Annotated in this window: 24 protein-coding genes, 1 other RNA gene and 1 pseudogene; 20 read left to right on the forward strand and 6 right to left on the reverse strand. The window is 41.8% G+C overall.

The window, feature by feature from the left end:
• The first annotated feature begins 119 nt into the window (after window positions 1-119).
• The 10 genes from EHS15_RS02780 to EHS15_RS02825 all read left to right on the forward strand — a co-directional run bounded on the left by EHS15_RS02780 (window position 120) and on the right by EHS15_RS02825 (window position 9537).
• On the forward strand, window positions 120-1181 hold the full coding sequence (locus tag EHS15_RS02780; RefSeq protein WP_135759023.1) for a sulfate ABC transporter substrate-binding protein: 1062 nt from the start codon (window positions 120-122) through the stop codon (window positions 1179-1181).
• 31 nt (window positions 1182-1212) lie between these two features.
• Window positions 1213-2040, forward strand: a complete 828-nt coding sequence (cysT, locus tag EHS15_RS02785) for a sulfate ABC transporter permease subunit CysT (protein WP_135759024.1) — start codon at window positions 1213-1215, stop codon at window positions 2038-2040.
• Window positions 2037-2849, forward strand: coding sequence for a sulfate ABC transporter permease subunit CysW (gene cysW, locus EHS15_RS02790; protein ID WP_135759025.1), 813 nt, complete (start codon window positions 2037-2039; stop codon window positions 2847-2849). The genes cysT and cysW overlap by 4 nt, the downstream gene beginning before the upstream one ends.
• 1 nt (window position 2850) lies before the next feature.
• Window positions 2851-3915 (forward strand): sulfate/molybdate ABC transporter ATP-binding protein, encoded by a 1065-nt coding sequence (locus EHS15_RS02795; protein ID WP_135759026.1) that lies wholly within the window; start codon window positions 2851-2853, stop codon window positions 3913-3915.
• A gap of 92 nt (window positions 3916-4007) precedes the next feature.
• Window positions 4008-4739 carry a phosphoadenylyl-sulfate reductase gene (locus EHS15_RS02800; RefSeq protein ID WP_425460615.1) on the forward strand — a complete coding sequence of 244 codons (732 nt, stop codon included), beginning with the start codon at window positions 4008-4010 and terminating at the stop codon, window positions 4737-4739.
• Window positions 4736-5644: a sulfate adenylyltransferase subunit CysD gene (cysD, locus tag EHS15_RS02805; protein ID WP_135759027.1), complete on the forward strand. Its 909-nt coding sequence runs from the start codon at window positions 4736-4738 to the stop codon at window positions 5642-5644. The genes EHS15_RS02800 and cysD overlap by 4 nt, the downstream gene beginning before the upstream one ends.
• A complete protein-coding gene (locus tag EHS15_RS02810; protein ID WP_135759028.1) occupies window positions 5644-6876 on the forward strand; it encodes a sulfate adenylyltransferase subunit 1 in 1233 nt (410 codons plus the stop codon). The genes cysD and EHS15_RS02810 overlap by 1 nt, the downstream gene beginning before the upstream one ends.
• 161 nt (window positions 6877-7037) lie before the next feature.
• On the forward strand, window positions 7038-7463 hold the full coding sequence (locus tag EHS15_RS02815; RefSeq protein ID WP_135759029.1) for a thiol-disulfide oxidoreductase DCC family protein: 426 nt from the start codon (window positions 7038-7040) through the stop codon (window positions 7461-7463).
• 92 nt (window positions 7464-7555) lie between these two features.
• Window positions 7556-8626: a TauD/TfdA family dioxygenase gene (locus EHS15_RS02820; protein ID WP_135759030.1), complete on the forward strand. Its 1071-nt coding sequence runs from the start codon at window positions 7556-7558 to the stop codon at window positions 8624-8626.
• The gene (locus EHS15_RS02825) at window positions 8626-9537 is read left to right on the forward strand and encodes a bile acid:sodium symporter family protein (RefSeq protein WP_135759031.1); all 912 of its coding nucleotides are present in this window, start codon (window positions 8626-8628) and stop codon (window positions 9535-9537) included. Before EHS15_RS02820 ends, EHS15_RS02825 begins: the two co-directional genes overlap by 1 nt.
• 57 nt (window positions 9538-9594) lie before the next feature.
• On the opposite strand, the gene EHS15_RS02830 is transcribed toward EHS15_RS02825, so the two are convergent.
• Both EHS15_RS02830 and EHS15_RS02835 read right to left on the reverse strand, forming a co-directional pair.
• Window positions 9595-11265 (reverse strand): NADPH-dependent assimilatory sulfite reductase hemoprotein subunit, encoded by a 1671-nt coding sequence (locus tag EHS15_RS02830; protein ID WP_135759032.1) that lies wholly within the window; start codon window positions 11263-11265, stop codon window positions 9595-9597.
• A gap of 8 nt (window positions 11266-11273) precedes the next feature.
• Window positions 11274-13046 carry a diflavin oxidoreductase gene (locus EHS15_RS02835; protein ID WP_135759033.1) on the reverse strand — a complete coding sequence of 591 codons (1773 nt, stop codon included), beginning with the start codon at window positions 13044-13046 and terminating at the stop codon, window positions 11274-11276.
• A gap of 278 nt (window positions 13047-13324) precedes the next feature.
• On the opposite strand from EHS15_RS02835, the gene cobA reads away from it, so the two are divergent.
• Both cobA and EHS15_RS02845 read left to right on the forward strand, forming a co-directional pair.
• Window positions 13325-14098, forward strand: coding sequence for a uroporphyrinogen-III C-methyltransferase (gene cobA, locus EHS15_RS02840; RefSeq protein ID WP_135759034.1), 774 nt, complete (start codon window positions 13325-13327; stop codon window positions 14096-14098).
• Window position 14099: 1 nt separating this feature from the next.
• The gene (locus EHS15_RS02845; RefSeq protein ID WP_135759035.1) at window positions 14100-14690 is read left to right on the forward strand and encodes a precorrin-2 dehydrogenase/sirohydrochlorin ferrochelatase family protein; all 591 of its coding nucleotides are present in this window, start codon (window positions 14100-14102) and stop codon (window positions 14688-14690) included.
• Window positions 14691-14703: 13 nt separating this feature from the next.
• On the opposite strand, the gene EHS15_RS02850 is transcribed toward EHS15_RS02845, so the two are convergent.
• Entirely contained in the window at window positions 14704-15312 is a 609-nt protein-coding gene (locus EHS15_RS02850; protein WP_135759036.1) for an LBF_1134 family protein, read from the reverse strand.
• A 42-nt stretch (window positions 15313-15354) separates the two neighbouring features.
• Between EHS15_RS02850 and EHS15_RS19465 the strand changes: the two are divergent.
• Window positions 15355-15696, forward strand: a pseudogene (locus EHS15_RS19465) (nuclease-related domain-containing protein); the annotation flags it as partial.
• Window positions 15697-16229: 533 nt separating this feature from the next.
• Here EHS15_RS19465 and EHS15_RS02860 read toward each other — a convergent pair.
• Together EHS15_RS02860 and rnpB are read right to left on the reverse strand one after the other, a co-directional pair.
• Window positions 16230-16427: a hypothetical protein gene (locus EHS15_RS02860; protein WP_135759037.1), complete on the reverse strand. Its 198-nt coding sequence runs from the start codon at window positions 16425-16427 to the stop codon at window positions 16230-16232.
• Window positions 16428-16907: 480 nt separating this feature from the next.
• Window positions 16908-17261: RNase P RNA component class A (rnpB, locus tag EHS15_RS02865), an RNA gene on the reverse strand.
• 97 nt (window positions 17262-17358) lie between these two features.
• On the opposite strand from rnpB, the gene EHS15_RS02870 reads away from it, so the two are divergent.
• A complete protein-coding gene (locus EHS15_RS02870; RefSeq protein ID WP_135759038.1) occupies window positions 17359-17829 on the forward strand; it encodes a hypothetical protein in 471 nt (156 codons plus the stop codon).
• A 36-nt stretch (window positions 17830-17865) separates the two neighbouring features.
• On the opposite strand, the gene msrB is transcribed toward EHS15_RS02870, so the two are convergent.
• Window positions 17866-18270, reverse strand: a complete 405-nt coding sequence (gene msrB / locus EHS15_RS02875; RefSeq protein ID WP_135759039.1) for a peptide-methionine (R)-S-oxide reductase MsrB — start codon at window positions 18268-18270, stop codon at window positions 17866-17868.
• Between the two features lie 167 nt (window positions 18271-18437).
• Between msrB and EHS15_RS02880 the strand changes: the two genes are divergently transcribed.
• From EHS15_RS02880 to hemN, 6 genes are read left to right on the forward strand one after another with little or no spacing between them, the layout of a single operon-like run.
• Entirely contained in the window at window positions 18438-19325 is an 888-nt protein-coding gene (locus tag EHS15_RS02880; RefSeq protein WP_135759040.1) for a Rossmann-fold NAD(P)-binding domain-containing protein, read from the forward strand.
• Complete coding sequence (locus tag EHS15_RS02885; protein WP_135759041.1) at window positions 19310-20848, forward strand: type 2 periplasmic-binding domain-containing protein; 1539 nt, start codon at window positions 19310-19312, stop codon at window positions 20846-20848. The genes EHS15_RS02880 and EHS15_RS02885 overlap by 16 nt, the downstream gene beginning before the upstream one ends.
• A gap of 1 nt (window position 20849) precedes the next feature.
• Entirely contained in the window at window positions 20850-21797 is a 948-nt protein-coding gene (gene hemB, locus EHS15_RS02890) for a porphobilinogen synthase (protein ID WP_135759042.1), read from the forward strand.
• Entirely contained in the window at window positions 21794-23095 is a 1302-nt protein-coding gene (hemL, locus tag EHS15_RS02895; protein ID WP_135759043.1) for a glutamate-1-semialdehyde 2,1-aminomutase, read from the forward strand. Before hemB ends, hemL begins: the two co-directional genes overlap by 4 nt.
• The gene (locus tag EHS15_RS02900; RefSeq protein WP_135759044.1) at window positions 23076-24137 is read left to right on the forward strand and encodes a uroporphyrinogen decarboxylase family protein; all 1062 of its coding nucleotides are present in this window, start codon (window positions 23076-23078) and stop codon (window positions 24135-24137) included. Before hemL ends, EHS15_RS02900 begins: the two co-directional genes overlap by 20 nt.
• Window positions 24124-25473 (forward strand): oxygen-independent coproporphyrinogen III oxidase, encoded by a 1350-nt coding sequence (hemN, locus tag EHS15_RS02905; RefSeq protein ID WP_135759045.1) that lies wholly within the window; start codon window positions 24124-24126, stop codon window positions 25471-25473. The genes EHS15_RS02900 and hemN overlap by 14 nt, the downstream gene beginning before the upstream one ends.
• The last annotated feature ends 13 nt before the right edge of the window (window positions 25474-25486 follow it).

Genomic DNA, 25486 nt, shown 5'->3' on the forward strand with positions numbered 1-25486 from the left:
GATTTGCCTCCCGGAAATAATAATGAAAAAATTGACAAATCAAACCCCTTCTGGAAAACTACCAAAAGATTCAATAAAACGAAGGATAAGTTCGATTTATTGACATAGGCGGTAAAAAAATGCAACGAAAGCAAAAAAACATCCAAAAAAGCAATCAAAAGCTTACAAAATTCGCTCTCTCATTTCTACTCTCTCTTTCCCTTACCCCTTTGTCTCAAATTTGGGGGCAAACCACACTTCTGAACGTCTCTTTTGATCCGACAAGAGAACTTTACGAAGAAATCAACAGCAGTTTCATCCCTGTTTGGAACCAAAAGTCCAAAACAACCCTAACCATCCAACAATCCCACGGTGGATCCGGAAAACAAGCCAGAGCGGTGATCGACGGTTTGGAAGCGGATGTGGTAACTCTTGCCTTGGCCTACGATATCGACAGTATTGCCGAAAAATCGGGGTTAGTTGCAAAAGACTGGGAGAAAAAATTCTCCAACCACTCTACTCCTTACTACTCCACTATCGTTTTCCTAGTAAGAAAAGGAAATCCGAAGAAAATCAAAGACTGGGATGATTTAGTAAAACCGGGAATCAGCCTCATCACACCGAACCCGAAAACTTCGGGAGGAGCTCGCTGGAACTATTTAGCGGCTTTCGGATACGCAAAAAGAAAGTTCAAAGCGGAAGACAAAGCGATCGCTTTCATCAAAGCGTTCTATCAAAATACCTCAGTATTGGATACGGGAGCAAGAGGTTCCACAACCACTTTCGTACAAAGAGGAATCGGTGATGTATTGATCACTTGGGAGAATGAAGCAGAACTAGCGTTAGATGAATCTAAAAAAGCGAAAGGCGGAGTTGCTGAATTCGAAATCGTTTATCCTTCCGAAAGCGTAAAAGCGGAAACTCCGGTTGCTATCGTTACAGGAGTGACTCAAAAGAAAGGAACTACGGAACTTGCTACTGCTTATCTTGAATTCCTATTTTCAAAAGAAGGACAGAAAATAATCGCAAAACATTTCTTTCGACCTGTAGATGCAACCGTTTTTAAAGCAAATGGCGAGAAATTTCCTGCAATCAAGTTCTTTGATATACGAGAATTGGAAGGATCTTGGAAAGATGCGCATAAAAAACATTTTGCTGACGGCGGAATATTTGATGCGATCTACGCCCCAGCACAAAAATAGTAAAATTTAGAGGATAATTTCCCCTAAATTTATGAGTATAACGACTAAACCTTATTCAAAGACAAGTTTTGGCTTAAGCTTAGGAACCACTGTTTTCTACATAAGTATAATGGTCGTTATACCTTTGCTCGGTTTGTTCTTTCAAACGGCAAGCATCGGCTGGAAAGGGATTCTGGATGTCTTCGTGGACGACAGAATCCGAGGTGCTCTCTATTTAACATTCACTGTTGGTGCGGTTTCCGCCTGCATCAACTTAGTAGTAGGTTTTTTATTCGCTTGGGTTTTGGTGCGTTACCAATTTCCGGGAAGAAAATTAATCGATACGCTCATTGATCTTCCGTTCACCTTACCTACTGCAGTCGCAGGGATCGCCTTAACCACCATCTACGCAAAAAACGGATGGATAGGAAGTTTGCTCGATCCTTACGGAATCAAAATCGCATACACTCCTGCAGGGATCGTCCTCGCACTCGTGTTTATAGGTTTTCCTTTCGTAGTCAGAACCGTACAACCTGTCCTGGAAGATCTTCCGAAGGAATTGGAAGAAAGCGCATTCTGTTTAGGCGCCACTCCGTTTCAAACGTTTAGAAAAGTATTATTTCCTGAACTATGGCCGTCTCTTCTTGCAGGAACTGGAATGGCATTTGCGAGAGGAATCGGAGAATACGGCTCCGTAGTATTTATTTCAGGGAACTTACCGGGAAAAACGGAAATCCTTCCCTTACTCATCATCACAAAACTAGAACAATACGAATATGCGAAAGCGACCGGGATCGCCGTAGTGATGTTGGTTTTATCCTTCATCATCATGTTTACGATCAATTATTTCCAAAACAGATCCTCCAGAAAACTGACATGAAAAAAGCGAAAATCCCATACGCAAAATGGACTTTGATCGGTCTTACCTATTTTTTTGTTACTCTGATATTGATCCTGCCAATCATTACGGTATTCAAAGAAGCATTCGCCAACGGGGTGGATGGTTATCTCAAAGCGTTGCAAGATAAAGACACAATCGCCGCCCTCTTCCTAACTATCAAAGTAGCTGCGATCGCAGTGCCATTGAACACTTTGTTCGGTTTGGCGGCGGCATTTACGATTACAAGATTCGAGTTCCCCGGTAAAAACGTAATCGTAACGATCATCGATTCTCCTTTCGCGGTATCACCTGTTATTTCCGGATTGATCTTTCTTTTGATCTTCGGACGCCAAGGATGGATGGGGGAATTTTTATCCGCTCACGATATCAAAATCGTATTCAATACTCCCGGACTTGTTATCGCCACTTTGTTCATCACACTTCCTTTCGTAGCCAGAGAACTCATTCCTCTGATGCAAAGCCAAGGAAAGGAAGAGGAAGAAGCCGGAATTTTACTAGGTGCCAACATATTCCAAACCATTCGTAAAATCATACTCCCTAACATCAAATGGGGTCTTCTTTACGGAGTGATTCTTTGTAACGCAAGAGCTATGGGAGAATTCGGAGCTGTGTCCGTTTTAAGCGGACACATTCGCGGCAAAACGAATACTCTTCCTCTTCAAATTGAAATGTTGTACAATGAATACAATTCAGTAGGTGCGTTCTCCGCAGCATCCCTCCTAGTATTTTTATCCTTACTTACATTGATTATCAAGATCCTGTTGGAAAAAAACATCGCGAGAAAATGACATGTCTATTGAAATTCAAAACGTAAACAAAAGATTCGGAAATTTCCAAGCACTCTCGGATGTAAATCTTTCCATCAAACACGGAGAGTTAGTGGCACTTCTCGGTCCCTCGGGAAGCGGTAAAACGACTCTTTTAAGAATCATTGCGGGACTAGAAACACCTGACACAGGAAAGGTGATTTTCCAAGACCAAGACTTAAATTCTTCCGAAGTGAAAAACGGAGAAGTAGGATTCGTATTCCAACACTATGCATTGTTCCGCCACATGAGCATTTTCGAAAACGTGGCATTCGGACTAAACGTCAGATCCGGCAAAAACAAACCCTCTAAGGATGAAATCAAAGAAAGAGTTTTAAAACTCCTCAAACTGGTTCAGTTGGAAAATTTTCACAACAGATATCCGAACGAATTGTCCGGCGGACAAAGACAAAGAGTCGCTCTTGCCAGAGCTCTTGCCATAGAACCGAAATTTCTTCTTCTGGACGAACCGTTCGGTGCCCTAGACGCGAAAGTAAGAAAAGAACTGAGAACCTGGTTGAGAAGACTTCACGACGAAATTCATATCACAAGCGTTTTCGTGACCCACGATCAGGAAGAAGCTTTGGAAGTCAGCGATTCCATCGTGATCCTGCGTTCCGGCAAAATCGAACAAATAGGAAGCCCTGACGAAGTGTACAACAAACCGAAAAGTCCGTTCGTATTTCACTTCTTAGGCGATGTAAATTTATTCCACGGAAGAGTCCAGGAAGGAAAGGCTAAAATCGGAGATGTTCATGTGGAAACTCCGGAACATTCCGAAATCAAAGATTCGGAAGCGGTTGCCTACGTTCGTCCTTACGATGTGGAAATTTTGAGAAATGCGGAAAACGGAATTCCTGCGGAAATCCAATACATCCATTCCACAGGCAGAAATGTCAGGATCGAATTGAAACGCCAAGATACAGGAACTTTGATCGAATCTGTCCTGGAGCAGGAGCAATACAAGGAACTGAACCTTTTGCCAGGAGAAACTGTCTACTTAAGGATACGAAAAGCGAAAGTATATGTGGACGATTTCTCGATTTAGATGCAGCATTGCATTGAATCCGAAATTTATGCCAAATATATTTTACAATTTATCCAATATAAAATACACTGGTATCAGTGACTGAGAATCCTATGGTGAACCGAGAAAAACTGGAAATTGAAATGAAAGGCCTTGGCCTAGAAGCTTCCCTTGCCTATTTGGATCGGGAATTTGGAGCAAAAGCGGTTTTTTCCACAAGTTTCGGACTAGAAGACCAAGCGATCACTCATGCCATCCATTCCCAAAATCTAAACATTCGAATCGCAACTTTGGATACTGGTCGATTGTTTCGGGAAACTTACGAACTTTGGCAACTCACCAATCAAACATACGGCAAACCCATCGACACTTATTTTCCTAACGCAAGTCAGTTGGAAAGTTTTCTCAATCAAAAAGGACCTGACTCTTTTTACGATTCCGTAGAAAATCGCAAAGAATGCTGCCATATCCGCAAAGTCATTCCCTTGGACAGAGCGCTCCAAGGTGCCGAAATTTGGATCACTGGAATTAGAAAGGAACAATCCGGCTTTAGAACGGAGATGGCTCAATTCGAAGAAGATCCAAGCAAACAAGTATTAAAGTATCATCCCATCCTGGATTGGACATGGGAAGACACATGGGATTACATCAAAAAAAACAAAGTCCCTTACAACCCTCTTCACGAAAAAGGTTATCCCAGCATAGGGTGCGCTCCTTGCACTAGAGCGATTGAACCTGGAGAAGACTTCCGTGCGGGAAGATGGTGGTGGGAAAATTCTGCGAAAGAATGCGGTCTGCACTGGGTAGACGGCAAACTCTCTCCTAAAAAAGGATCTAAATCATGACTACAAGATCGAAACTCACCCACTTACAACAATTAGAGGCTGAGTCCATATACATTCTGAGAGAAGTAGCGGCACAGTTCGAAAGACCTGCCCTTTTGTTCTCCGGTGGAAAAGATTCCATCACCCTTGTTCATCTAGCACTCAAAGCGTTTCGCCCGGGAAAATTTCCTTTCCCTCTCGTTCATATCGATACTGGACACAACTTTCAAGAAGCTTTGGATTTTAGAGACGATATGGTTTCCAAAATCGGAGAAAAATTAATAGTACGTTATGTACAAGACTCAATCGATCAAGGCAAGGCAGTAGAAGAAAAAGGAAATTTTCCCAGCAGAAACGGAATCCAAACGGTGACTCTTTTGGATACAATCGCCGAATTCAAGTTTGATGCCTGCATCGGTGGAGCAAGAAGGGACGAGGAAAAAGCCCGCGCCAAAGAAAGAGTTTTCTCCGTAAGAGATGAATTCGGCAGCTGGGATCCGAAATTGCAGAGACCTGAACTTTGGAACATCTACAACGGAAAAATCCATGTTGGTGAAAACGTAAGAGTATTTCCTATCAGTAACTGGACAGAGTTAGACGTATGGGAATACATAAGACAAGAGAACATTGAACTACCTTCCCTATATTTTTCCCACAAACGAGAAATCGTATGGAGAGAAAACCTGGTTTTTCCTGTTTCCAAATTCATCTCTTTGGATAACACCGACAAGGTGGAAGAGAAAACGGTGCGATTCAGAACCGTAGGTGACATGACCTGCACCGCCGCCGTAGAATCGGAAGCGAACCATATAGACGATATCATTAGAGAAATTCAAATCTCCCGCACAACGGAAAGAGGATCCCGTTTGGACGACAAAAGATCCGAAGCCGCAATGGAAGAAAGAAAAAGAGGAGGTTATTTCTAATGGACTTACTTAGATTTATCACTGCGGGCAGTGTAGACGATGGAAAATCGACTCTTATCGGACGTTTGCTTTACGACAGCAAATCCGTTTTTCAAGACCAATTGGATGCGATCGAAAGAGCGGGCCAAGTCAACGGAGAAATCAATCTCGCCCTTCTTACGGACGGCTTAAAAGCGGAAAGAGAACAAGGGATTACGATCGACATCGCTTATAAATATTTTTCCACTCCTAAAAGAAAGTTCATCATCGCAGATGCACCTGGACACGTTCAGTACACCAGAAATATGGTAACAGGAGCATCAAACTCTAATTTGGCGATCATACTTATCGATGCAAGAAAAGGAGTGATAGAACAAACATACAGACACTCTTATATAGCATCTCTGCTTCGCATTCCTTATATCGTAGTTTGCGTAAACAAAATGGATCTTGTCGATTTTTCCGAAAACAGATTCGAAGAGATCAAAAAAGAATACACTGAGTTCGCAAAAGATCTGGGCCTCAAATCCATAGAATTCATTCCTATCTCCGCACTTAGAGGAGACAATGTTGTGGATTCTTCGAAAGATATGCCTTGGTGGAAAGGAAACACACTACTCGGTTATTTGGAAGAGATAGAAATTCATTCCGACGAAGAACAACATCAGCCAAGATTCCCTGTACAGTATGTAATCCGTCCTCAAACCAACGAACATCACGATTACAGAGGTTATGCGGGACAAATTAGAAGCGGTGCCTTTAAAAAAGGAGATTCGATCGTAGTTCTGCCGAGCGGCCTCAAATCGACGATCAAATCCATAGACACTTATGCCGGTTCTGTGGATGAAGCTTATGCACCTATGTCCGTCACGATTCTTCTGGAAGATGATATCGATGTCAGTCGAGGGGATATGATCGTTCCCTCCGGCAAAGAACCGAATACAACTCAAGATTTGGAAGCGGATATATGCTGGATGGATGCGAAAGCACTTCTTCCCGGAAATAAATATTTACTTCGCCAAACAACAGGTATGGTAAAATCTTCCGTTCGAGAAATTTCTTTCCGAGTAGAAACCCAAACTCATGAGAAAAAATCGGCAGACCAATTGGCGCTCAATGAAATAGGAAGAATTAAAATCAGAACGGCAAAACCGATCGCTTACGATTCCTACGGCTCTAACCGAGGAACAGGAAGTTTTGTTTTAGTAGACGAAGGCACGAATAACACCGTAGGCGCAGGAATGCTCATCTAACAGGGCAAAAAGGTGAAAACAATTCAAATTTTTTGCGGAAATTTGGGTTTGCGCTCGCCTAAACCGCATTTGTCTGCTAGAGAGGAAAGGCGGGAAAAGCCCACAAGGCCCGCCTCCACCACCCAATTCGGGGCGGGGGCGCCCCCCATACTTCCAGCATTATGTCTCATACTACTGTAAACCCAACAAAACCGATTCTGCTCTTCGACGGTGTCTGCAATCTCTGCAACAAAGTAGTTCAGTTCACAATTAGAAGAGACGCCCAAGCAAAATTCCAATTTGCCAGTCTGCAATCCGAGGCAGGCCAAAATCTACTCAAACGTTTCCACCTCCCCCAAGCGGATTTCGATTCCTTCGTACTGATCGAAGGCGACCGCCATTACCTAAGGTCCACCGCAGGCCTTCGCGTTTTACTTGGATTAGGTGGTTTTTGGAAAATTTTCTACATACTGATTTTTGTTCCCGAGACCATCAGAGATTTCGTATATAGCAGGATCGCAAATTCGCGATACAGACTTTTCGGAAAAACAGATGCCTGCATGCTCCCCACTCCCGAGCTGAAATCAAGATTCTTGGACGATATGTAGTAAATTCTCTCATTTTTCCGCCATTTAGGATTTTTAATCCAATATAACAGATTTGACTTGCCTAGGAAGCATTCTTGTGTTTCAATGGAAAAATGGTTACTGCTAAGAAAACAAAATCCGTCTTTGCCCTTTCTAAATCATTTCTCACCACCGAAAAGCTACCCATAGTCTACGGCCCGGAACACGATTCCTCTAAAGAAGGTCTCATCGAATGGTTTTTAGAAAATCAAAAGGAATGGACCAGAGATCTTTCTCTCTACGGAGCCATACTGATACGAGGGTTCGATATAAAGACACCTAAAGATTTCGAAGAAGTGGCACTTGCCACCAAAGATAAGTTAGGTCAATTTTATCTGGGAACATCGCCCAGAGACCAACTAACAGACTATGTATTCACAGCAAGCGAGCTCCCTCCTCACTACCCGATTATGCAGCATGCGGAAATGAGCTTTTTGGATAACCCTCCCAAAAAACTTTTTTTCTTTGCGGAAATCGCTTCCGAGTTCGGAGGAGAAACTCCTCTTACAGATCTAAGAAAAATTTATAAAGTCATCGATCCATCCATCAAAGAAAAAATAACAAAAAAAGGAATTCGCTACAGAAGAAGATACGACGGCCCTTCCTCTCAATCCAGATTCTCACTTTGGAAAACCAAAAGATGGGACGAAATGTTCAATACATCCGACATCAAACAAGTGGAAGCGATCGCAAAAGAAAACAGATTCCAGTTGGAATGGTATGGAAAGGATTCACTCGCAATCACAAACACTCAATCGGGATTCAGAAACCATCCCAAACTTGCAAGCACAGCTTGGCACAACCATACCCAAACCTTTCATATCGATTCAGCAGTGATCGAAGTTTGGAAAATATTCAAAAGGCAAAAAACGCTTAGGTCTTTGGGAGTGGCGCTATTACTCAGTGCGATCACATGGATTAAAAAATTAGGGAACCCGAAAGAATTCGATGTGCACGTAACCTATGGAGACGGAGAAGAATTTTCTAAAAAAGAGATCGAATCGATATGCAATGCATTTTGGGACAATTTGTCCGCCTTCCGATGGCAGAACGGAGATGTTCTTATTATAGATAATTTTTCCGTTTCCCACGGACGACTTCCTTTTACCGGTAATCGAAGAATATTAGTTAGCTGGACTGCCTAATGGATCTTAATAGCGTAAAACTCAATTTCAACAAAGACAGCATCCTACTGATCAATATTTTCGTAGGAATCATCATGTTCGGGATCGCATTGGATCTGAAAAAAGCCGATTTTGTGCTTCTTTTCAAACATCCAAAAGCGGCACTGATAGGAATTCTAAGTCAGTTCTTTCTGCTTCCGATTCTAACACTCGTCATCCTGTTCATTTTAAAACCTCACCCAGGACTAGCATTAGGAATGATTTTAGTTGCTGCATGTCCCGGCGGGAACATGTCCAACTTTTTCACTCTTCTTTCCAAAGGAAATATCGCACTTTCCATAAGTTTGACGGCATTTTCTTCGACAGTATCCTTTCTAACGACTCCTTTGGGATTTTTTTCCTGGGGTAGTTTTTATGAGCCCTCCCAAAATCTGTTAAAGACAATTTCGGTGAACACCTGGGAAATGTTCGTATCGATCCTCATCATCCTTGTGATCCCTCTTGCACTAGGAATTTTCGTAAGTTTGGTCTTTCCTATATTCACTTCTAAAATCAGAAAAACAATTCGCGTTACCTCCATCCTGTTACTGGCATTCTTTATCGTAGGGGCCTTGGTAGCGAATTGGAAGTTTTTCTTAGAATACATCCATATATTGTTTTTATTGGTGCTTTTAATGAATGCTGCAGGATTAGGCGGCGGATATCTTCTCGCAAAACTATCCGGACTTCCCGTAGCGGACAGAAGAACCATTGCCATAGAAACGGGAATCCAAAACTCGTCGTTAGGTTTGGCCTTGGTATTTAATTTTTTCGACGGGTTGGGAAGCATGGCAATGATCTGCGCATGGTGGGGAATCTGGCATTTGATCAGTGGCTGGGGAATCGCAACCTACTGGAATTACAGATCAAAAACAAAAGAACAAATCACCTAATAAAACAAAAGCGATAAATAAAAATGCGGAATCTTATGATTCCGCATTCCTTTTTTCTTATTTCAAAATCCCGATTCGATTGGTGAAGTCTCCGAAAGATTCGTTCTGTTTTCTGTCCTTAGCGAACTGAGAAAATAGACCATCTAACTCTCCTAAGATTGCGGCCTCATCCAGATCTTCTTTGTATTTTTTGTTCAAACGACCGCCTTCCCAATCCGCACCAAGATGAAGATTGTATTTTCCTAAAGCAGTTCCAACAAGCCCGATTTCGGAAATATAAGGTCTGGCACAACCGTTCGGACAACCTGTCATTCTTATGGTGATCGGTTCGGATTTCAAACTGTGTTTGTCCAATAATACTTCGATTTTATCGATCAAAGTAGGAAGGTATCTCTGTCCTTCCGCAAGTGCCAACGAACAAGTATTCAATGCAACACAGGCCATCGAGTTCTTACGAATAGGAGAAGCTTCGGAAGTTTTACGCTGTACTCCGTATTTTACCAAGATGGATTCGATCAAATCCTTATCTTTCGTGAAGATATCGGAGAGAATTAGGTTTTGATTGCACGTAAAACGGAAAGTCGCTCTTCTCGTTTTGGAAACTTCCAACAAGGCAGTCTTCAAAAGATAACCGTTTTCATCCAAAACTCTTCCGTTTTCCACGAATACCGTATAATGCCAGTTACCGGCTTTATCCTGACTCCAACCGAATTCGTCCGTTCTTGTGGTGAATTTATATTCTTTCGCTGGAGAGAAAGTGATTCCGGTTCTTTTCTCAACTTCCTTTTTATAAAAATCCATCCCTACTCGGTCGACAGTGTATTTCAAACGAGATAGTTTACGGTCTTCTCTATTTCCGAAATCCCTTTGTACGGTTACGATTTCATAAACGACCTTTAGAACATCTTTTTTGGAAACGAACCCCATAACTGTTCCCACACGAGGATAAGTATCAGGATTACCGTGGGTGGTCCCCAGTCCTCCCCCGATGGAAACGTTAAAACCTTTTAATTCGCCTTCTTCAATGATAGCGATCAGACCGATGTCATTCGTAAAAACATCCACATCGTTGTAAGGAGGAATTGCGATTGCGATCTTAAATTTTCTAGGAAGATATACATCTTTGTAAAGAGGATCTTGCGGCTCTTCCTTTTCCAAAACTTGTTCTTCATCCAGCCAAATTTCGTAATAAGCTCTTGTTTTAGGAAGAAGAGAACGGCTGATCTCTCCTGCATAAGAAAATACTTCTTTATGAATCGGAGAACTGGAAGGATTCGCAGTACAAGTAACGTTTCTATTTACGTCCCCGCAAGCGGCGATGGAATCCAAAAACACTTGATCGAAAGCTTTGATGGTCGGTTTAACTTTCGATTTTAAAATACCATGCAACTGAACCGTTTGTCTTGTAGTGATCTTGATTGTTCCGGTAGAATTTTCACCGGCAACATTATGCAAAGATTCCCAATGAACCGGCCCGATCATACCGCCGGGGATACGAAGACGGATCATAAAAGAATATAATCTTTCCAACTTCTTTAACGCTCGTTCTTCTCTTCGATCCCGATCGTCCTGTTGGTACATCCCGTGAAATTTTAATAATAACTGATCATCCGACCGCAAAGAGCCGGTATGTTCGTCTTTCAAACTCTCTTGAAGAGTTCCTCGCAAACCTCTGCTTAATCTCTTGACTCGTTCCGCTAATGTTTCTTTTTTTTCAGGTGTAGACATCTTTGTTCCTAGTAAACGTCCTTTACATAACGGCCGGACTCTTCCAATTCCTTAAGAAATTCGGAAGAATCTTTGCCTGTTTCAAAATTTCTTTGTGTTAATATTTCGACTAACTTTGCGTCAACGTCCTTGCTCATAGGATCTTTGGAACCGCATACGTAAATATAAGCTCCGTTTTCAATCCATTTCAAGAGTTCCGCCGCATTCTCTGTCATCCTATCCTGCACATAAACTTTATGTTTCGTATCTCTGGAGAATGCAGTGTTCAATCTGTGAAGAACTCCGGTATCCATAAACGCCTGCAATTCGGTTTGATAATAAAAATCGTTTACGAAATTTCTTTCTCCGAAGAACAACCAGTTCCTTCCGTTCCCTCCGGATGATTCCCTTTCGAACAGAAAAGAACGGAACGGAGCGATTCCTGTTCCTGGCCCGATCATAATCAGATCCGCATCGGGAGAAGGAAGTCGGAAAGAAGGATTTCTTTGGATAAAAAACTGAATTTTATCCCCTTCTGCGAAGGAAGATAAAAATCCGGAACAAAGACCTGCTTTGATGCTGGTTTTCGTTTCAATCACAACTTCTGTCACGGTTAGGTGAACTTCTTTTTCTCCGTGAGCGCTGGGAGAGGAAGCGATGGAATAATATCTGGGAATGATCGGCTCTAAAATTTCCAAAACCTTTTTGGAATCGGTTCCTTCATTTAGAGGATAAATCGTCAAAAGAGCATCCAAATCGGACTTACCGGCAGGAATAGAAGCTTTGGCGATTTCAGCGTATTTTTGTACCACTCTGTCCGGCAAAAAACGAATCGAAAGTTTCTTAGTTAACAGATCGAACGCCATCCAAGTTTCATTTTGGTATTGGATTCTATCTTCTTTGCCCAATTTCAAAAGTTCTAGAATTCTATTTACTTCCGTCTCGGAATTCAGAGCCAAAAAGCCGGCACTGTCTCCCGGCTCATAATCAACAGGGATATCGGATTTTAATTCGATATGTCTTGTGGATTTGGTGGCCCCAATATCATTTAACACCAAATTGGTGATAATTTTTGCATCATAAATGACTTTTTTGGATCCAGCAGGTTTGTCTTTTGCAGGAGCAGTGTTTACCGCCGCTTTTCCGTTGGAGGAAGAAGCGCCCAATTTCTGGACGAGGGAATCCATCCAAGGACCGGCGACTGTATCGTAATCTACATCACATTTACCCAGATCATGGATACGGGAAGAACCGAGATCATTCAACAAGGAATCGACCTCTTCTCCCGTTTTACAGAAAAGAGGATAAGAGGTATCACCTAATGCTAATACTGCGAATTTGAGGTTCGGTAGTTTTTCTTTTTTCGATTGAAGCGCATTGATAAAAGGTTTCGCTGCGGCAGGCGGCTCTCCGTCCCCGTGAGTCGATACAACGACAAAAAGATGAGATTCATCATCCAGGTCGGTAGGTTTATATTGTTCGGTGCTTTTTAATTTGGCATTATGCCCGGCAGCCTTCAGTCTTTTTACGAACTCGGTGGAAACTTTTTTCGCATTTCCTGTCTCAGTTCCATATACGACAGTGCAGGCGATGGAAGCGGCCTTAGAAGAAGAAACAGAGGAAGAAGTGCCGGTCAAAAGAATACTTTCTTCCGGTCGGATTTCTTTTGAAGCAGGCAAACCGACAGAATCGTCTATCGGTTGTGTGATGGCAGCCAGATAACCGCTCATCCAGACCCACTCGTCTTTAGAAGACTCTTTTAAGAGTTGGAAAAACTTGGCACGTTTGTCGTCCGAAAGCATGGAAAATCTTCAATTCCTTATTTTAATATTGTCCGAAGGGGAAACTGATCGGGCAGGATCCGAAATCCAGTAAAACGTCCGAAAAGTCTTATAAATTGAATGTCCCTCTAAAACTATCCTTGGGTAAACCAAAAAACTGGACGATTTGTAAAAAATATGATGCAAAACATCCATTTTACTCTTGTTTTTTAGAAAAATCTTCTTGGTTCCCCGAAATAAATTCACTTTACCAGCGATCTCCTTGACGAGGATTTTATGAATTTAAAGATATATTGAATATGTCATCCAATAAGACGGAAATAGGATTTGTCAGCATCGTAGGAGGAGGTCCGGGCCCAATCGACCTGCTCACTCTACGAGGATTGGAGCGAATCCGAAAAGCGGAGGTCATTTTGTACGATGCCCTGCTCGATCCTTCTTTTTTGGAAGTTTTTCCCGAAGACAGCCTTTGTCTCTATGTAGGGAAAAGATCCGGCCAACATTCCAGAACCCAAGAAGAAATCAGCGGACTGATTGCAGAATATGCTTTGCAAGGAAAAAGGGTCGTTCGATTGAAAGGAGGGGATCCTTCCGTTTTCGGACGTTTGGCGGAAGAACTGGAAATTCTAAAAACAAATTCGATTCCTTATGAAATCATTCCGGGAGTGAGTTCCATCACTGCAGGAGCCGCCGCACTGCAAACTTCCCTTACCTTAAGAGGGGTAGCCAGACAGATCATCATTCTGGACGGTCATACAATTATGGAAGATAACAAAAGTTGGGTGGGAATGGAAAATTTCCAAGGAACCATTGCCATCCTAATGGGAACCAGGAAAATCAAAGAATTGTCTCTCAAATTGATCGAGAAAGGCATTTCACCAAACACTCCTATTGCGATAGTGGAAAATGCAGGAGGGAAAAAGGAAGTTCATTCCTTTTCCACCTTGGAATGTTCCAAAGAAAAAGGTTTACCGAAACAAACAGACGGCCCGGGAATTCTTTATGTAGGAGAAGCACTTAGAATTCTTTTACAAAAAGAAACGAACCAAGAAACTTCCGTTTCTCTCACCTAGTTTGGCAAAAAAATATCCCATCTATCTCAATCTCCAAAACAAAAACGTTTTGATCGTGGGCGCAGGAACTGCATGCCTTGAAAAATTACAAGGGTTAAACGGAACCGAGGCAAAAATCACAATCATCTCTCGAGAAATCAAAAAGGAAGTGCAGGATTGGCTCCTTCTTCATCCGGAAATCAAATGCGAAGTCAGAGATGTGAAAGAAGAGGATCTGCAGGATAGGGATGTTATTTTTTTAGCGACCAATCATTCCGAAACGAACAAAAGTCTGAAGGAAAAAGCGAATGCTCTTCGGATCTGGGCCAACTCCGTAGATGACCCTTCTCATTGCGATTTTTACACATCCTCACTCATCGATTTAGGTCCGGTTCAATTCTCCATATCGACGGATGGAAAATTCGCAGGACTGACAGCCGCCTTACGGAGACTTTTCGAAGAAGTGATTCCCGAAAACGAAGAGGATTTATTCGAAAAGATATTTTTTATGAGAAAGGAACTAAAAAACAAACTGCCGGATGAAAAAGAAAGAAGAAAGGTTCTAAAAGAAATCATCTCTCGTTTGGAGAACGAATACTTCCGCAAACCTTAAATTCCTTTTATTTTCAATCTCTATATTTAATCACGATTCCTGTAGTTGCATATTCGTTGTTCCAAAAAGAATGTAGAGGAAGATTGATCACCGCTTTTCCCGAACCGTCGTTTCTCGCAGTCCATTCCCCGGGAGTTCTTTGTTCGGTGAAAGAGATAGATTTGATCTCGAAAGGAAAGAACAATTCGAACTGAATGTGCTCCGCCAAAGTATTGAAGCGGTATAAATCGTCCCGATCCTTAGCTTCTTTCGCCATTCCCAATACTTCCTTACGATCGATCTCCAAAGCGGTCAGAAGTTTGGAACCGGAACTGGTATCCACAAACATAAGAATGGTTTTTAGATCCTCCCCCTCTTCCTTGTATTCGATAAATCGAATTCCTGGAGGGAGAATTTCGGTTAGGCGGTTGAATCGATAGAGACGTTCTTTAAGAACCACTTCCGTTTCGGAAATAGAATTCAGTCCGGAACCTAAAAAAGTTCCACCTTCTTTTTTTTTGATTTTTTTCTGATAAATGCTCATTTCTCCCGAAAGATCTTGGTTTAATTTGATCTTGATGTTTCCCCCCGCACAAAAGGAAAAGCTGCCTGTCAAAAAAATAAAAAAAAGAAAATACTTCATAAAACAATTCTGAAGAATCAGCAAAGAGAAACGAATTCAAAAATGATTTTTCCCAAATATTTTCCAGGAAATATTCACGATATTTCCCACGAACATGCACTTTACAAACGGTTTCAAAAAGAAATCAATCCTTCCGAAAATGTCTATTATTCACTAACTCTCATCACACCGGATGTTCCTATTCGAGAAATCGATTTCGTTGTGGTGAGTCCTTACGGAATCCTAACAGTAGAGTTGAAAAACGGAAAATGGAGATATTCCAAAGGGAAATGGGAATTTTACAACGCAAGAATGAAAGAATGGCAGGAAGTAGAGGGAAAATCATACTCCGGTCCCACCGAACAAGCGAATACGCAAATACAATTCCTAAAAGAATTTTTAAAGAACCACAACCGCCTGGAGGATGTATTCCCGGAAGAATACTACGACTCCGCCGTGTTTTTTCTGAAAAACAACGCCTCCGATTTTCATCTCAAACAAAAAACGTCCCCTTATATATTCGGTAAAGAAGAGTTAGACGATGAAAATGTGAGTTTGCAGCAGATCGTAAATCAAATACAAGACAGAGAGAACCGCCCTCCTCTCTCCGAAGATTTGATTCAAAAAGTGCACTCCATACTTTCCAAAAACCTGAACTCATTCACAAGCCTTCGTCCTTCGCGCAGGAAAAACGAAGAAGATCTTTTGCTTTTAACGAAGGAACAATTTCAATTTATAGAAGGAGCGAAGTCCGAGAAAAAAAGCCTCGTTTACGGAGTGTCCGGATCCGGCAAATCGATATTAGCGGGAGAGTTGGCACTGCAACTTTCCTCTCAAGGCAGGAAGGTATTGTTATGGCAGGGTTCTTTTCCTTTGTACCGACTCTGGAAAGAAAGTCTGGAATCTATGGAACTTACAAACAGTCCTATCCTCATTCATCATTTGGAAGAAAGCAAAGATTTGAAATTCGACGTAATCATCGCAGACCAAACGGAAGAATGGATCGCTTCCCACTCTCTGGAAGATCTATTTTTATCTTTGTCCGATCTGTTTTGGAAAGAATCCGATTGGATTTTCTTTTTGAATCGAAATTTGAAATTTTCCAACTCTCCTATACTGAAATACTTGGAATCCATTCCTCATAAATCCTGGGACATCTTAAGAAACATCAGAAACTCTCCCGAAATTTCCAAATTCGCAAATCTTCTCTACGAAAACCACGGAGGGGAATCCGCTTTAGAAAATTTAACAGATGTTCAATTGATTGAAATCGGAAAAGAAGACTCTCTCTCGGAGAAAATCAAATGGTGTTTCGGGTATGCGAAAAAAATCCTGCATATAGAATCTCATGAAATCGTAGTCATTCATCCGGAAGGAGATTTTCTTTCCCGAAACAAAGAATTGACCGACCTGCTAGAAGAATACGAAATCCGTTTTTCCACCGTACAAAAGTTTAACGGTATGGAAGAAACCTGCGGGATTTTGGTGGGGTTTGAAAACTGGAAACAATCAGAAGTGCGTCTTCAGATTGCGGAAGCTTGTTTATTCTTCAGAAGTCTGGTTTGCGTGTTTTATCCTGAAGAGGAAGAAGAAAACATTCGTTATTTGTTGAACAAAAATGGCTCTGGCCCGTAAGCCGGATTCTGTTCTATGCGATCATTTATCTGATGCTCTCTACCCACAACCTGGCGGGACATGCTCATAACGGTTGTTTACTTGAGATTGCACATCGGAGGGTTTACCCTGCCTTGATCCTCACGAAGCAAGCGGTAGTCTCTTACACTACCATTTCACCCTTACCTGTTCTTTCGAAAAGGCGGTATTTTTTCTGCTGCACTTTCCGTAAAAAAGAAGTCTCCCTCTTTTTTCCCAAGAGTTACTTGGTCCGATTGTCCCCTAGTGTCCGGACTTTCCTCTCCCTGCACCTTCCCCGAAAGGCAAATGCAAAAAGCGACCGCTCGGCCAGAGCCGTTATCTATAAAAAAAAAGATTCAAAAAGAGTCGAGAGGATTTACATTGAAAGATTTGGCATGAAATCTGCATCGTCTAATTGGATAGGTTTTTCTTATGTCATTTCGCCGATTGCTCATACTGACTGCACTTTTTTTAAACAGTACCGTTATTTTGTACGCAAATCCTATTTTGGATCAGCCAGCGGATGTCATCCTGAAGGAAACCAGGCTTTCCCGCATCCCTCAGATGATCCAGGCTTTGGAAGACAAAGCTAAAATTTATGCGGAAAATAATAAAATTTTGGAAGCAAGAGAATATCTAAAAAAGGCGATCGTTCTGAAAGATGCCATCGGAATGAGAGAATCGGAAGGAAACGCACAACTTCTCACTCAAATCTCCAAACTGGAATCGAAACTGGGAAATCAATGCGAGGCTTCTCAACTTTCCAAATTGGCAAAGAATATCTATCGCAAAATAGGTGTTAACTTTGGTGCGGTGACTTTCGAAGAACCGAAACAAAATCAGGAAACAAATATCTCCGCCGCAAAAGCTTGCGGCGAATCCGTCACCTGGCTGAAAGAATAAATCAAACTTCTACTCAGCCGGTCATAGGCTCATCAATTACACGGTCTCGTCTTTTCTAAAATTCAAAGAAAGTGAATTCACACAATATCTGAGTCCGGTAGGCTTCGGTCCATCCGGGAAGACATGTCCCAAGTGAGCGTTGCATTTGCTGCAATGAATTTCCGTCCTTACCATAGAGTGACTTTCATCCGTCTCGCTCTCAATCGCTTCTTCCGAAATTGGCTGCCAATAACTAGGCCAACCGCTTCCCGATTCGTATTTGGTTTGAGAGGAAAACAATTCCTGTCCGCAACAAACGCAAAGATATGTACCTTTTTCTTTGTGTTGATAGTATTCTCCGGTAAAAGGTCTTTCTGTCCCTTTATTCCTTGTTACTTGGTATTGTAAGGGAGTGAGTTTCTTCTTTAACTCTTCCTCGGAAATGGAAATCTTATCTGCCATACTTGCCATTAGACATCGATAGAAACCAGATCTATCAACAAATATTCCCTATGCGACTTGGAAAAAGAAAATTCAATTGAGACTAAGAATCAACTAGATGGATTTTATTTTTTCCTTACTGACAATCCTGTGACACATAGGAACATGTTTCTGATAAGATAAAATATATGTGGGCAAACCTACTTGTATTGCATAACGACAGAGAAGATCGAAACAAACTCGATTTGCATGGCTTTGTCTCATGGCACACATGCATGCGATCCGTTTATATCAGCGACGAAAGGGTTCTTAAAGAAGGCGATTTACCTTCCGATTTTTCCGGAGACCTTTATCAAGGGTACGAAGCGTACTCTTTTTTAATAGAAGTCGCTTCCGGACTTCATTCCAAACTATTCGGAGAATCCGAAATTCAGGCTCAATTCAGAGACAGGCTCAAAGAATCTAAGTTAGATTCCTCTCCTCTTTCAGAATCCTTAAAAAAACTAAGAGATCAAGTTCTGGAGCACACGAAACAAGTTCGTTCCAAATATCTTATCGGGCTGGGAAAACAAACATACGGAAGCATTGCCGAATCTTACCTGAAAGAAAACAAAACTGTTTCCCTTTTCGGAACCGGCAAACTTGCCGAATCCATCCTGCCTTATTTAGCGAAAAAAGAAAAACACATCACAGTGATAGGAAGAAACTCCGATCGTCTGAAAGAGTTCCAAACACTATACCCTAAAATCGATACTTGTCACTGGGAAGACTATTCTTCCCAAACATCTTCCGCAATCATCGCTTCCGATTTTTTTTCAGAGGAATGGATGCAAAGAATCCAAGATTCGGATATCATTCTCGACTTCAGGGAAGGTTCTAAACCGAAACAATCGGCATCTAATGCCCGCTATATATCTTTTCATGAGATTTTGGAAAATATTTCCGAAACGGAAAATCAAATCTCTCATTTAAAGCCGATCGTTCTTGAATTCGTCAAAGAACTTGCCAGAGAAAGAGAAGAAGAACAAATACACTTGTTAAATGGTTGGGAAGACCTCACTTGCCTAAGCAATTAATACTGGGGGCTCGTTCTTCAGTACTTTCCAAACTGCAAGCACATACCGTTGGAAAAGCACTTCTCCGCCACAACAAAGGGATCAAGGTTCAATATCATTTCAAGGAATCCCAGGGAGACAAAGATCTAACAACACCTTTGTGGAAGACTGCCGGTCAAGGTATATTTACGAAAGATCTGCAAGAAGACCTACTCTCCGGAAAAATCGATGCCATCATCCATTCCTGGAAAGATCTGGATCTAACGGAAAGAAAGGGAACGAAAGTGATTTCCGTTTTGCCCAGAGCGGACCAAAGGGATGTTCTTCTTTTCAAAAGATCAAAATGGATTCACAGCCCGGAAACATTATATTTTCTTACTTCCTCCCCCAGAAGAGAACACAATTTAAGCGTTTTTTTTAAAGAGTTTCTGCCGACTCCTCTTTCCCATCTTCCTATAAAATTCGAATCCGTAAGAGGAAACATTCAGACCAGAATCAAAAAGTTTTTGGAGATGGATGTAAGCGGAATCGTTCTTGCGAAAGCGGCATTGGACAGACTACTTGATTCCTCCTCACTCGACGAAGATATCCCTGAACTGAAGGAAACGAGAAACTTTTTAAGAGAATCATTAAATCAATGTTTGTTTATTGTCCTTCCTTTGTCTCAGAACCCGAATGCTCCCGCACAAAGTGCACCTTGTGCGGAAATCAGAGAGGAAGACACGGATATTCTCTCCTTTTTCGAAACCTTGAAAGATGCAAACACGGAACTCTCCGTCGTTAAAGAAAGAAATATCTTAAAAAATTACGGAGGAGGATGTCATCAAAAGATAGGCGTTTCCATCCTGCAAAAAGCCTACGGAGAAGTTCAATTTCTGCGGGGAGAAACGGAAGAAGGGGAAAAAATAGGAAAGAAAGAAATTTCCAATCTTTTTCACTCCCGATTTTCGAAAGAAGAAGTTTGGCCTCCCCTGGCTAAAATGGCAGCCAGACAAAGAGAACGATTGGGATACAGAGTCCCGGACAAATCGGATATCTTTGTCTCAAGAGGATATGCATTCCCTTTGGATTTATCCGTGAATCCTTCTCAACAAATTCTTTGGGCAGCAGGTCTTTCCACATGGAAAGATCTTTCCAAAAGAGGATTTTGGGTGCATGGCACCGCAGACGGATTAGGTGAAGCCGAGGATCCGAACATCCATATCCTTCTGGGAAAAAAACCGAACTTTATCAAACTATCTCATGCGGAATCTGATACAAGTTACAGCACTTATCCTCTGGTTGCGACATACCTGGTTTCTGCTCCTGAAATTCCCATCGAGTTTCAGCCGGAAAAAGTAAAGGCTGCTTATTGGAGAAGCGGTTCCGAATTCGAAATCATCACAAAACGATTTCCTGAACTTAAAAATGTAATTCATTTCGTGGGTCCCGGTTCCACATACATAAAAATAAAACGAGCTTTAGGCGAAGCGGGCGAAGGAAAAGTTTTTGTGTCCTTATCCTTCGAACATTGGGTAGAAAATTACATCTCAAAAGAAAAATAAAATGAATCTAAGAAGAACAAAACATCACGAGGCACTCAGGAATCTTTCCGACAGCGGCTCGCTGAATTATAAAAAAATGATCCAACCCCTTTTCGTGGTGGAAGGATTATCGGAAAAAGAACCAGTTCCCGGATTAAACAATGTTTATCGGGACACTGAATCCTCTTTATTGAAACAAATTGAATCCGATACGAAGAACGGGACCGATCAATTTCTATTATTCACAGTTCCTAAGCATAAATCCGATTCAGAGTTTTCCAGTGAATTCTATAATAGGGCGATTTCTTCCGTTAAAAAAGAATTTCCTCATATCTTCCTTTGGTTGGACACATGTCTCTGTTCCGTCACTACCCACGGACACTGCGGACATGTAAACTCAGACGGGACAGTAGATAATGCGAAATCAGTGGAACGACTTTCCCGATTGGCTTTGTTATATGCAGAAGCAGGCGCCGACGGAATCGCACCGAGCGATATGATGGACGGAAGAGTCGCCTCACATAGAAAAATCCTAGATACGAAAGGATTCCACTTAACTCCGATTATGAGTTATTCCACTAAATTCAAAAGCAGCTTTTACGGACCTTTTAGGGGAGCTGCGGAATCCTCTCCCGGATTCGGAGACCGATCCACATACCAATTGGATGTGAGAGACAGAGAAACCGCAATCTCCGCTTCGATTCGAGACAAAGAAGAAGGAGCCGATTATTTGATGTTAAAGCCGGGAATCACTTCTTTGGATCTTGTAGCTCCCATAAAAGAAGCAACAAAACTTCCTTTAGGTGCCTACCAAGTAAGCGGTGAATTTGCAAGCATCGAACTTCTTGCAGAAAACGGTTTTCTCAAAAGAGAAGATGGAATTTTGGAAACTTGGAACGTATTCAGAAGAGCGGGAGTATCCTTCCTAATCACTTATGCCGCAAGAGAAGGCAAAAAATTATTCCTATGAAGTCAGAAGAATTATTCGAAAGATCCAAAAAAATCGCACCGGGAGGGGTTCATTCCCCTGTTCGTTCTTTTTCCTCCGTAGGAGGAACTCCTATCTTTTTTCAATCCTCCGATGGAGCATTGTTATACGACGTAGATGGAAAATCATACATCGACTACTGTCAAAGTTTCGGACCGCTCCTCTTCGGGCACAGGCATCCTGAGATTGCAGAAATTGTTACAGAAACCGTAAATACTGCCTGGTCTTTCGGAGCCTGTGAACCTTATTCCCTCGAACTTGCAGAGTTCATCACCAAAAGAATTCCCTGGATCGAAAAGATCCGATTCGTCAACTCGGGAACAGAAGCGGTGATGAGTGCACTCAGAGTTGCAAGAGCCTTTACCGGTAGAAATAAAATTCTTAAATTCGACGGATGTTATCACGGACATTTGGATTCGCTTTTGGTCAAAGCGGGTTCGGGACTTGCTGGAACCAGCTCCAGCGACAGTGCGGGGATCGGAGAGGAAATGGTTCGCAATACTCTTGTTTTACCTCTGGATGACGAAGAAAGGTTGACGGAACTTTTCAAAAGAGAAGGAGAAAACATTGCTGCAGTCATCGTAGAACCACTGCCGGCTAATTATGGACTTCTTCCTCAAAGAAAAGAATTTTTGAAAAAGGTTTCTTCAATCGCTAGAGAACATGGCGCCTTACTTATATTTGATGAAGTCATTTCCGGATTTCGAGTGGGTTTTTTCGGAATGGCAGGAGATCTAGGAATTGATCCCGATTTAGTATGTTATGGAAAAGTGATCGGGGGAGGTTTTCCCGTAGGTGCTTATGCAGGAAAAGCAAAGTATATGGATCTTGTAGCTCCTCAAGGAAAGGTATACCAAGCAGGAACTTTGTCCGCAAATCCTTTCGGAATGAGAGCGGGGCTTGCCACTTTAACGAAAGCTTGGAAAGAAAAACCTTACGACAGTTTGGAAAAAAGCTGCAATCAGCTTACAGGAGAACTCGTAAAGATATTGAATACTTATACGGATTCCCTCTGGGAATCGATCAATTACGGTTCCTTATTCTGGTTCAAAGAAAAGACAGAACAAATCGTACGAAAAGTGGAAGACATTCCTCAAGGTCACAAAGAAAAGTTTGCAGCGATTTTTCACATTTTCCTTAAAGAAGGAATTTATCTAGCACCTAGCGGATATGAGGTTGGATTCTTATCTACGGCTCATACTCATTCCGTAATCCAAGACACGATCGACCGCGCAGAAAGAGGATTAAAAAAATATCAAAATGATAAAAACAAGTCCTGAAACTATCTTCAAAAATCCAAGATTCGCCAATGCTGTATTAGGGAAACCGCAAGCTGTTCCTCCGATCTGGTTTATGAGGCAAGCGGGGAGATACCATTCCCATTACCGCAAGCTTAAAGAAAAACATAGTTTTCTGGAACTTTGCAAAAACCCGGAGCTTGCCGCAGAAGTAGCGTTAGGCCCGATCCAAGAATTCGGGTTCGATGTCTCCATTTTATTTTCCGATCTATTATTTCCCCTAGAAGCTTTGGGAATGGGACTAGACTACAACCCCGGACCCATTCTTTCTTACCATGTAAAATCAGAAAAAGACATCAATGGTTTTCTGAATTTGGAAGAAGCTGTTTCCAAATTGGAATTTCAAAAAAAAGCGTTAGAGCTTACTAGGGAGATACTTCCTAAAGAGACTTCCCTCATCGGTTTTTTAGGAGGCCCTTGGACTTTGTACACCTATGCGGTCAGCGGAAAACACGATGGGAATTTATCTTCTGCAAAATCAAATCCCAATCTAATCCGTTCCTTCTTCGACAAAATCGTACCTTTATTAAAAGAAAATCTAAGACTTCAAATAGAAGGAGGTGCCGAATTAGTTATGTTATTCGACACTGCCGCAGGCGATTTAGATCCCATCCACTTTGAAGAATATGTGCGAAAACCTCTGGAAGAACTTTCCTCTCTCTATCCGGGCCGTTTGGGTTATTATGCAAAACCTACAACCCATGATCAGTTGGAAGGTTTAAAAACGATAGAAGGACTTGCAGGAATCGGAATCGATCATCGTTTTTCTTTGGAAAAAAGTTTAAAGAACCAAATCTCGAAAGGTTTTTTGCAGGGAAATTTCGATCAGTCCCTTCTTTTTCTTCCGGAAGACGAATTGAAAAAAGTTCTGAAAAAATATATAGCTCCTATCAAAGAACTTTCCTTGGAAGAAAGGAAAGGATGGGTTTCCGGTTTGGGGCACGGGGTTTTACAAGGAACTCCGGAAAAAAACGTTCTATTGATGATTCATTTCATACGGGAGGAATTTTATGCTCACTCGTAGCGAACTTCTTAAAAAATACGATATCCCTGCTCCACGTTACACAAGTTATCCGACAGTTCCTTATTGGACGGAAAATCCCACAGTAGAAGAATGGCAGTCTTCCTTGAAAAGGAACCTATCCGATCCGAATGCGAACTACTCTCTTTATGTCCATATACCTTTTTGTGAAACACTTTGTACTTTCTGCGGATGCAATACTTCCATCACTAAAAATCATTCCGTAGAAGAACCCTATCTAAACTCGGTTCTCAAAGAATTCGATCTTTATCTGGAAAAAATCCCCGAATTCAAAACCAGAAAACTCGGTGAACTTCATTTAGGCGGAGGAACTCCTACTTATCTTTCCGAATCTCATCTGGAGAAACTGGTTTCCCATATTACGAATTCAGTCCCCCTAAGAGAGAACCCTGAATTCTCCTTGGAAGTGGATCCGAGAAGAACAAGAAAGTCCCAATTGGAGATTCTTTATAAATACGGATTCAAAAGAATCAGTTTGGGAGTCCAGGACTTCGACCCGGAAGTACAAAGACTTGTGAACCGAATCCAACCTTATGAAAATACGGAAGATGTAACGGAAGCTGCCAGAGAACTTGGTTATACCTCGGTTAACTTCGATTTGATTTACGGACTTCCCAAACAAACCCTTCGATCTATGGAAGAATCCATTCGTTTGACGCTGAAGCTCAAACCGGATAGAATCGCATTCTATTCCTACGCTCATGTCCCTTGGATCAAAGCCTCGCAAAGACTATTTACGGAAACGGATCTCCCCGCAGCGGAAGAAAAAAGGGAGTTCTATGAACTAGGAAGATCCCTTTTCGAAAAGGCGGGTTACAAAGAAATCGGAATGGATCATTTCGCTCTTCCAGAAGATTCTCTTTGGCGATCCTCTCTTCAAGGCAAATTGCATCGTAATTTTATGGGATATAGTTCTCACAAAACAAATGTTCTACTAGGAATCGGAGCCTCTGCCATTTCCGAAACTGCGGATTGTTTTTTTCAAAATGAAAAACTAGAAATCAAATACAGAAAAAAATTGGAAGAAGGTATTTTGCCGGGACTCAGAGGTCATAAATTGAATCTTTCCGATGAGAATCGAAAACTCCTAATCCTGGAACTGATGACCACTTGGAAAGTGGATGTACCTTCCGAATGGATGGATGACGCAAAACAATACTTAAATGAGATGGAATCGGACGGTCTTATCCTTTGGAACGATTCCCTTCTTTCGATTACGGAGGCGGGAAAACCTTTTTTAAGGATCGTAAGCACCGTTTTCGATGAAAAACTCAGACAGTCCAAACCGAACACACCCTTATTCTCCAAAGCAATTTGAATCTGAAAACAGA

This window comes from Leptospira idonii, from assembly GCF_004770995.1.
Lineage (GTDB): Bacteria > Spirochaetota > Leptospiria > Leptospirales > Leptospiraceae > Leptospira_A > Leptospira_A idonii.

Excerpts from the sequence above, each read along its gene's own strand:
- EHS15_RS02780 (WP_135759023.1), top strand. The coding sequence starts at position 120 with ATGCAACGAAAGCAAAAAAACATCCAAAAAAGCAATCAAAAGCTTACA.
- cysT (WP_135759024.1), top strand. The coding sequence starts at position 1,213 with ATGAGTATAACGACTAAACCTTATTCAAAGACAAGTTTTGGCTTAAGC.
- cysW (WP_135759025.1), top strand. The coding sequence starts at position 2,037 with ATGAAAAAAGCGAAAATCCCATACGCAAAATGGACTTTGATCGGTCTT.
- EHS15_RS02795 (WP_135759026.1), top strand. The coding sequence starts at position 2,851 with ATGTCTATTGAAATTCAAAACGTAAACAAAAGATTCGGAAATTTCCAA.
- EHS15_RS02800 (WP_425460615.1), top strand. The coding sequence starts at position 4,008 with ATGGTGAACCGAGAAAAACTGGAAATTGAAATGAAAGGCCTTGGCCTA.
- cysD (WP_135759027.1), top strand. The coding sequence starts at position 4,736 with ATGACTACAAGATCGAAACTCACCCACTTACAACAATTAGAGGCTGAG.
- EHS15_RS02810 (WP_135759028.1), top strand. The coding sequence starts at position 5,644 with ATGGACTTACTTAGATTTATCACTGCGGGCAGTGTAGACGATGGAAAA.
- EHS15_RS02815 (WP_135759029.1), top strand. The coding sequence starts at position 7,038 with ATGTCTCATACTACTGTAAACCCAACAAAACCGATTCTGCTCTTCGAC.
- EHS15_RS02820 (WP_135759030.1), top strand. The coding sequence starts at position 7,556 with ATGGTTACTGCTAAGAAAACAAAATCCGTCTTTGCCCTTTCTAAATCA.
- EHS15_RS02825 (WP_135759031.1), top strand. The coding sequence starts at position 8,626 with ATGGATCTTAATAGCGTAAAACTCAATTTCAACAAAGACAGCATCCTA.
- EHS15_RS02830 (WP_135759032.1), bottom strand. The coding sequence starts at position 11,265 with ATGTCTACACCTGAAAAAAAAGAAACATTAGCGGAACGAGTCAAGAGA.
- EHS15_RS02835 (WP_135759033.1), bottom strand. The coding sequence starts at position 13,046 with ATGCTTTCGGACGACAAACGTGCCAAGTTTTTCCAACTCTTAAAAGAG.
- cobA (WP_135759034.1), top strand. The coding sequence starts at position 13,325 with ATGTCATCCAATAAGACGGAAATAGGATTTGTCAGCATCGTAGGAGGA.
- EHS15_RS02850 (WP_135759036.1), bottom strand. The coding sequence starts at position 15,312 with ATGAAGTATTTTCTTTTTTTTATTTTTTTGACAGGCAGCTTTTCCTTT.
- EHS15_RS02860 (WP_135759037.1), bottom strand. The coding sequence starts at position 16,427 with ATGGATTCCAAGTATTTCAGTATAGGAGAGTTGGAAAATTTCAAATTT.
- EHS15_RS02870 (WP_135759038.1), top strand. The coding sequence starts at position 17,359 with ATGTCATTTCGCCGATTGCTCATACTGACTGCACTTTTTTTAAACAGT.
- msrB (WP_135759039.1), bottom strand. The coding sequence starts at position 18,270 with ATGGCAGATAAGATTTCCATTTCCGAGGAAGAGTTAAAGAAGAAACTC.
- EHS15_RS02880 (WP_135759040.1), top strand. The coding sequence starts at position 18,438 with ATGTGGGCAAACCTACTTGTATTGCATAACGACAGAGAAGATCGAAAC.
- hemB (WP_135759042.1), top strand. The coding sequence starts at position 20,850 with ATGAATCTAAGAAGAACAAAACATCACGAGGCACTCAGGAATCTTTCC.
- hemL (WP_135759043.1), top strand. The coding sequence starts at position 21,794 with ATGAAGTCAGAAGAATTATTCGAAAGATCCAAAAAAATCGCACCGGGA.
- EHS15_RS02900 (WP_135759044.1), top strand. The coding sequence starts at position 23,076 with ATGATAAAAACAAGTCCTGAAACTATCTTCAAAAATCCAAGATTCGCC.
- hemN (WP_135759045.1), top strand. The coding sequence starts at position 24,124 with ATGCTCACTCGTAGCGAACTTCTTAAAAAATACGATATCCCTGCTCCA.